We start from the raw sequence: 7,163 nt of genomic DNA on the forward strand, positions 1-7,163 counted from the left end.
CGCGCCGAGGGAACGACAACGCCGCAGTGGAGCGGATGGTCCGCACGGTCATCCGCCGACGGAAGAGGTCCCTGCGCGAGCAGGACGTCACCGTCACCGACCCGCCGAAGGTGCGCCGGGCCGTCACGGCCGCCGCCCTCGGCAACACCATGGAGTGGTTCGACTTCGGCGTCTACGCCTACCTGGCCGGAACGCTCGGCAAGGTGTTCTTCCCCTCCAGCTCCCCCGGCGCCCAGGTCGTCTCCACCTTCGCGACCTTCGCCGCCGCCTTCCTGGTGCGCCCGCTCGGCGGACTGGTCTTCGGGCCGCTGGGCGACCGCGTGGGACGCCAGAAGGTGCTGGCGCTCACCATGATCATGATGGCGGCCAGTACGTTCGCCGTCGGCTTCCTCCCCACGTACGCCGCGATCGGCTTCGCCGCCCCGCTCCTGCTGCTGGTCTGCCGTCTGGTGCAGGGCTTCTCGACCGGCGGGGAGTACGCGGGCGCCACCACGTACATCGCCGAGTACGCCCCCGACAAGCGGCGCGGCTTCCTCGGCAGCTGGCTCGACTTCGGCACGTTCGTCGGCTACTCGCTCGGCTCCGGCCTGGTCACCGTGCTCACCGCCGTCCTCGGCACCGACGGGATGACCGACTGGGGCTGGCGCATCCCGTTCTTCGTGGCGGGCCCGATGGGCCTGATCGGGCTCTACATGCGGCTCAAGCTGGAGGAGACCCCTGCGTTCCAGCGCGAGGAGGAGGCCCAGGCGCAGGCGTGTACGGAGAACGATCCGGTGGAGGAGGCGCGCCAGTCGGGGAAGGGGCGGCTCAAGGAGATCTTCACCCGCCACTGGCAGGCGGTCCTCATCTGCATGGGGCTGGTGCTGCTCTACAACGTCACCAACTACATGGTCACGTCCTATCTGCCGACCTACATGTCCCAGACGCTCGGCGAACCGGAGACCACGTCCCAGCTGCTGGTCCTCGGCACGATGCTGCTGGTGGTGGTGATGATCACGACGGTCGGCCGCACCTCGGACCGCTGGGGCCGCAGACCGGTGTTCATGGCGGGCAGCGTGGCCCTGATCGTGCTGGCCTCGCCCGCGTTCCTGCTGATCCGGCAGGGCGGGATCCTGCTGCCGGCCATCGGCTGCGCGGTGCTGGGGCTGCTCCTGGTCTGCTTCGCGGGTACGGCGGCCTCGACACTGCCCGCCCTGTTCCCGACGCGGCTGCGGTACGGGGCGCTGTCGATCGCCTTCAACATCTCCGTCTCGCTCTTCGGCGGCACCACCCCCCTGTTCGCCTCCACGCTCGTGGAGGCGACCGGCGACGAGATGGTGCCCGCGTACTACCTGATGGTGGCCGGGGTGATCGGGCTGGTGGCCACCTTCTTCCTCCACGAGACGGCGGGGCGGCCGCTGCGCGGCTCGGGGCCCATGGTGGAGACGCCCGAGCAGGCCCGGCAGCTCGTCGCGCGGAGCCGTACGACGGCGGGCCGACAGGCCCGCGATGTCTGGCTCCGGGTGCGCCATCTGTGGCGGGGGCCCGAAAAGTAGGCGTCAGGCGTCGACCTGCGTCGGCTGGAACCAGGCCGGCCCCTCCGTCAGCGCCTGCTTGATCCGGAAGAGGGCGAACTCGGCGAGCGGCGGCAGCCCGTCCAGCGGGAACCAGCCCACCTCCAGCGACTCGTCGTCGTTGACCCGGGCCTCGCCGCCGGTCGCCCGGCAGCGGAAGGTGATGTCGAGGTACTGGCAGCAGTCGCCGTTGGCGTACTGCACGGGCTGGAGCGCCTGGGTGAGGACCAGCCGCTCGGCCACGCAGTGCACCCCGGTCTCCTCCAGCACCTCGCGCTCCGCCGTCAGGGCGGGCTCCTCCCCCGGCTCCGAGATGCCGCCGATCACCGACCATTTGCCGGTGTCCGCGCGCCGCCCCAGCAGCACCCGGCCCTCGTCGTCGAAGACGATGGCGGTCACCCCGGGCAGCAGGAGCAGCTGGTGTCCGGCGGTGGCGCGGATGGTGCGGATGAAGTCGGGAGTCGCCATGGATCCGAGCCTACGTGGCCGGTTCCCGGCTGCTACGCGGTGCCCCGCTCCCGCCGCACCCGGGCCGCCGACACGCCTGCCCAGCCCAGGCCCGCCACGGCCAGCAGGGCGATGATGCCCTCCGGCAGGGGGCCCATCCGGGTGGCGGGGGTGAGCGAGGAACGCAGCGGGACCTCGGCGACCAGGGCGTCGGGGGTGAACATGCCGCTCCGGTCGGCGATCGTGCCGTCGGGGCGGATGACCGCGCTGACCCCGCTGGTGACGGGGACGACCACGGCCCGCCCGTGCTCGACGGCCCGGACCTGGGACATGGCGAGCTGCTGGTAGGTCATCTCGCTGCGGCCGAAGGTCGCGTTGTTGCTGGGCACGGCGATCATCTGGCCGCCGTGGAGGACGGTGTCGCGGGCGGCGTCGTCGAAGGCGGCCTCGTAGCAGGTCACCATCCCCACCTTCGTACCGGCGAGGTCGAAGACGCCGACCTTGCTGCCGGGCACGAACTCGCGCTGGACGCGGTCGACGTCCTCGCTGAAGAAGCGGGCGACCGTCCGCATCGGCATGTACTCGCCGAACGGCTGGATGTGCCGCTTGTCGTAGGTGTCGACCGGGCCCCGGTCCGGGTCCCACTCGATCAGGGTGTTGCGCAGGCTGTCGGAGCCCTTCTCGACCACCGAGCCGACGACGGTGGGGACACCGATGGCCTTCACCGCGTCGTCGATGACCTGGCGGGCGTCGGCGTTGAGGTACGGGTCGAGGTCGGAGGAGTTCTCCGGCCAGAGGACGAAGTCCGGCTGCTTCGCCTTGCCCGCCTTCACCTCGTCGGCGAGCTGGGTGGTGCGCTTGGCGTGGTTGTCCAGGACGGCGCGGCGCTGGGCGTTGAAGTCGAGGCCGAGGCGGGGCACATTGCCCTGGATCGCGGCGACGGTGGCGGTGCCGTCCTCGGCGGAGTCGTCGACGAGCGGGAGCGAGGCAAGCGCGGCCACGACGGGTACGAGGACGCAGGCGGCGGCTCCGGCGACGGCGGCGCGGGGGATCTCGCCGGTCGCGCGGTACGTACGGAAGCGGCGCACGGCCTCGTAGAGACCGAAGCCGCACAGCACGACGGCGAAGGAGAGCAGCGGGGTGCCGCCGAGCGCGGCGAGCGGCAGGAACAGGCTCTCCGCCTGCCCGAAGGCGATCTTGCCCCAGGGGAAGCCGCCGAACGGGATCCGGGCCCGGACCGCCTCGTCCAGGGTCCAGACCGCGGCCGCCCAGAACGGCCAGTACGCGAGCCGGGACACGGCGGCGATCCCCAGGCAGCCCACCGCGATGAAGAGCGCCTCGGCGGCGGCGAGGGCGAGCCACGGCACCGGGCCGACGTCCTCGCCGGTCCAGTGCAGCAGCGGGAGCATGAACCCGAGCCCGGACAGCAGCCCGAGACCGAAGGCGGCGCGCAGCCTGCGCCCGTACAGGACCCAGCCGAGCAGGGCGAAGCCGGGCAGGACGAGCCACCAGAGCGGCCGGGGCGGGAAGCTCGCGTAGAGCAGCACGCCGGAGAGGGCTGCGGCGGCCGGACGCAGGAGTCGCTGCGGCAGTCCGGCGGTCGGGGGCGTCGGCGCGGGCCGCGGTTCGTCGACGGGGGTCATAGTGGCGCTCACCTGGCGGAGTCTACGGTGGGCGGCTGTGAACCGGGGGGACGGCCTGGGGCCGCGAGGGGCCGCCGCGTGCCCGTTCCCCGCAGCGTCCGCGTGGTCAGTCCCGGTCCCGCTCCGCGCCGGCGGCCAGGTGCATGCGTTCGCGGATGAACCGTACGGCGCTCTCCGCGTCGTCCACCGTGACGGTGAAGGTGCGGCCGTCACCGAGCAGCAGGGCCATGCCCTCGCCCTTGCGCACCACGACGGCGGTCCCCTGTTCGGGGCGCCAGCGGTAGCCCCAGCCGCCCCACTGGCGCGGGTTGATCTTGGCCACGTACTCGGCGCCGACCACATGGGTGATCAGGATCCTGCGGCGCGGCAGCCCGGCGTGGCCGCAGCGGACCTCCAGGGCGTCCCCGTCGACCTTCACGGCCACATGGACGAAGGCGAGCGTCCCGAAGAGGATGAGCAGTCCGGCGGCGAGGCAGCCGATGACGGACATCAGCAGCGGGGCGAACCCGGACGACCAGGGCGAGCCGACGGCGAGCTCGATGCCCAGAGCCATGCAGCCCGCGCCCGCCAGGGCCAGGAGCCACTGGATGCGGTTGGTCGCGCGGCCGGTCCAGACGGTGGACGGGGCCTGCGACGAGCCGTGGTGCGCGCGCTCGGGGTGGTCCGTCATATCCGCAGCGTACCCACGATCAAGCCGCCCGGCCCGGGGGCCGCGGGGTCAGCGGGCGGGGGCCGCTGCCTGGAGGGTGCGGCCCTCCGCGTAGGCCAGAGCGGGCTCCGGCAGGGTGCCGGGGCGGCCGGCGAGGAGGACGGTGAGCGTGCCGGACGGTTCGGCCGTCGGAGCGGCCTCGGCACCGATCCGGCGCAGCGCCTGGGCGGCGACGGCCCCGGCGGAGCCGTGCAGGACCAGCGGCGGCCGGCCGGGCTGCTGGACGGCGGCGCGGATGCGGTCGGCGACCAGCTCGTAGTGGGTGCAGCCGAGGACCACGGCCCGTACGCCCGGTGGGGTGAGGGCGGCGGCAGCGGCGACGGCGCGGTCGATGCCGGCCTCGTCGCCGTGCTCGATGGCGTCGGCGAGGCCCGGGCAGGGGACCTCGGTGACGTCGACGGCCCCGGCGAACTCGTCGATCAGCCCGCGCTGGTAGGGGCTGCCGGTGGTGGCCGGGGTGGCCCAGATGGCGACCGGGCCGCCGCCCGCGGCGGCGGGCTTGATGGCGGGGACGGTGCCGATGACCGGGAGCGCGGGCTCCAGTGCGGCGCGGAGCGCGGGCAGGGCGTGGACGGAGGCGGTGTTGCAGGCGACGATCAGGGCGTCCGGCCGGCGGGCGGCGGCGGCGCGGGCCACGGCCAGCGCGCGGGCGGTGACGTCCTCGGGGGTGCGCGGGCCCCAGGGCATGGAGCCGGGGTCGGAGGAGACGACCAGCTCGGCGTCGGGCCGCAGCCGGCGAACGGCGGCCGCTGCCGCCAGCAGGCCGATTCCGGAGTCCATGAGCGCGATCTTCACCCGGTCACCCTAGCCGACAGCCCTTGCGGACCGGGCTCCGTGGGGCAGACTGCGGCGAATGAGCGCCGTTGCCTGGATCGCCGTGGGTTCACTGATCGCGTGGGTGTGGCTGCTGCTGGGGCAGGGCTTCTACTGGCGGACCGACCAGCGGCTCCCCCGGCGCACCGACCCCGCTCGCTGGCCGTCGGTGGCGGTGGTCGTACCGGCCCGCGACGAGGCGGAGATGCTGCCGGTGAGCCTGCCCTCGCTGCTGGTCCAGGACTACCCGGGCGAAGCCCGGATCATCCTGGTCGACGACTGCTCCGGCGACGGCACCGGGCAGCTGGCCCGTGAGCTGGCCGCACGGTTCGGCGGCCTGCCGCTGACCGTGGCGGAGCCCGGGGAGCCGGAGCCGGGGTGGACGGGCAAGCTCTGGGCGCTGCGGCACGGCATCGCGCTGGCCCGGCTCCACGAACCGGACTTCCTGCTGCTGACGGACGCGGACATCGCGCACGAGCCGGACAGCCTGCGGGACCTGGTGGCGGCGGCCGGGACCGAGGGCCCGGACGGCTACGATCTGGTGTCGCAGATGGCGCGGCTGCGCGTGGAGAGCTTCTGGGAGCGTCTGGTGGTGCCCGCGTTCGTCTACTTCTTCGGGCAGCTCTACCCGTTCCGCCGGGTGAACCGGGCCGGGTCGCGGACGGCCGCCGCGGCGGGCGGCTGTGTGCTGCTGCGGACGGAGGCGGCCGAGCGGGCGCGGATCCCGGAGTCGATCCGGCAGGCGGTGATCGACGACGTGTCGCTGGCGCGGGAGGTGCGGCGCGGCGGCGGCCGGATCTGGCTGGGGCTCGCGGACCGGGTGGACAGCGTGCGGCCGTATCCGGGGCTGAGGGACCTGTGGCGGATGGTGGCGCGGAGCGCGTACGCGCAGTTGCGGCACAGTCCGCTGCTGCTGGCGGGGACGGTCCCGGGGCTGGCGCTGGTCTACCTGGGGCCGCCCGTGACGCTGGTGGCGGGGCTGGCGACCGGCGACGGGGTGGCGACCTGGGCCGGTGGCGCGGCCTGGGCGGTGATGACGGCGACGTACCTGCCGATGCTGGCGTACTACCGCCAGTCGCCGTGGCTCGGGCCGCTGCTGCCGCTCACGGCGGTGCTGTACCTGCTGATGACGGTGGACTCGGCGGTCCAGCACTACCGGGGGCGGGGTGCCGCCTGGAAGGGCCGTACCTACGCCCGGCCCGATCCGGACGGGACGGCCGGGGCCGCGCCGGGCCGGTGACGCCGCGGGGGCGCCGGGTCCGGCCGGGCGGCGGCGCGGGTCATTCGGGGCTCATTTGCGGCCGGGGGTCCAGTTCATGCCCCAGCCGTAGGCGGCGTCGATGGTGCGCTGCGGGCTGACACCACGGTCGGGCACCAGGTAGCGGGCCTCGCGCTGCACGGTGAGGTCACCGCCGTTGTTGGTGATCAGCGCGAGCGCGCAGACCGTGGAGGGGACGGTGCACTCGTCGAGGGAGAAGTCGATCGCCGCGCCGTTCTGCGGCTGGAGGGTGACCGTGGCGTGCAGGTCGGCGAAGCTGCGGGCGCCCTCGTAGATGGTGACGAAGATCAGGACGCGGCGGAGCAGGTCCTTGCGGTCGAGGTTGACGGTCATGTTCTCGCCGGTGGAGAGCGCGCCGGTGCGGTCGTCGCCGTCGAGGTGGATGAAGGGCGGCTGGGCCAGCGAGCCGAAGGCGTTGCCGAGAGCCTGCACGACGCCCTTGCGGCCGTCGGTGAGTTCGTACAGCGCGCAGAGGTCGAGGTCGAGGTCCCCGTGCATCGCGACGGCCCGGCCGAGCTTCGCTCCCCAGCCCTTGAACTGCTTGCGCACCTCCCAGTTGAGGTTGACGCGGAGCGCGCCGGAGGTGCCGCCCTGCTTGGCGAGGGAGACGGACGGGGCCTCCTTGGTCAGCGTGACCTTGGACAGCCGCACGGGCTGCGGGCTGTCTCTTATACACATCTCCGAGCCCACGAGACAGGCAGAAATCTCGTATGCCGTCT

7 protein-coding genes are annotated in these 7,163 nt (G+C 73.5%); 2 read left to right on the forward strand and 5 right to left on the reverse strand.

Annotation, left to right across the window (positions count from 1 at the left end):
• Positions 1-35: 35 nt before the first annotated feature.
• Complete coding sequence (proP, locus tag IF17_RS0116315; RefSeq protein WP_030566541.1) at positions 36-1,535, forward strand: glycine betaine/L-proline transporter ProP; 1,500 nt, start codon at positions 36-38, stop codon at positions 1,533-1,535.
• Between the two features lie 3 nt (positions 1,536-1,538).
• Here proP and IF17_RS0116320 read toward each other — a convergent pair whose 3' ends face one another.
• The 4 genes from IF17_RS0116320 to IF17_RS0116335 form a co-directional block, all read right to left on the reverse strand.
• Positions 1,539-2,021: an NUDIX hydrolase gene (locus IF17_RS0116320; protein WP_030566543.1), complete on the reverse strand. Its 483-nt coding sequence runs from the start codon at positions 2,019-2,021 to the stop codon at positions 1,539-1,541.
• Between the two features lie 32 nt (positions 2,022-2,053).
• Complete coding sequence (lnt, locus tag IF17_RS0116325; RefSeq protein ID WP_030566545.1) at positions 2,054-3,643, reverse strand: apolipoprotein N-acyltransferase; 1,590 nt, start codon at positions 3,641-3,643, stop codon at positions 2,054-2,056.
• 106 nt (positions 3,644-3,749) lie between these two features.
• Positions 3,750-4,313 carry a hypothetical protein gene (locus IF17_RS0116330; protein WP_030566547.1) on the reverse strand — a complete coding sequence of 188 codons (564 nt, stop codon included), beginning with the start codon at positions 4,311-4,313 and terminating at the stop codon, positions 3,750-3,752.
• A gap of 48 nt (positions 4,314-4,361) precedes the next feature.
• Positions 4,362-5,147 carry a glutamate racemase gene (locus IF17_RS0116335; protein WP_030566550.1) on the reverse strand — a complete coding sequence of 262 codons (786 nt, stop codon included), beginning with the start codon at positions 5,145-5,147 and terminating at the stop codon, positions 4,362-4,364.
• A gap of 58 nt (positions 5,148-5,205) precedes the next feature.
• On the opposite strand from IF17_RS0116335, the gene IF17_RS0116340 reads away from it, so the two are divergent.
• Positions 5,206-6,405: a glycosyltransferase gene (locus tag IF17_RS0116340; protein ID WP_030566552.1), complete on the forward strand. Its 1,200-nt coding sequence runs from the start codon at positions 5,206-5,208 to the stop codon at positions 6,403-6,405.
• Between the two features lie 51 nt (positions 6,406-6,456).
• Here IF17_RS0116340 and IF17_RS0116345 read toward each other — a convergent pair.
• Positions 6,457-7,163: TerD family protein (locus tag IF17_RS0116345; RefSeq protein ID WP_425315170.1), on the reverse strand; the 707-nt coding region annotated here is incomplete at its 5' end.

This window comes from Streptomyces cyaneofuscatus (genome assembly GCF_000718135.1).
Lineage (GTDB): Bacteria > Actinomycetota > Actinomycetes > Streptomycetales > Streptomycetaceae > Streptomyces > Streptomyces cyaneofuscatus.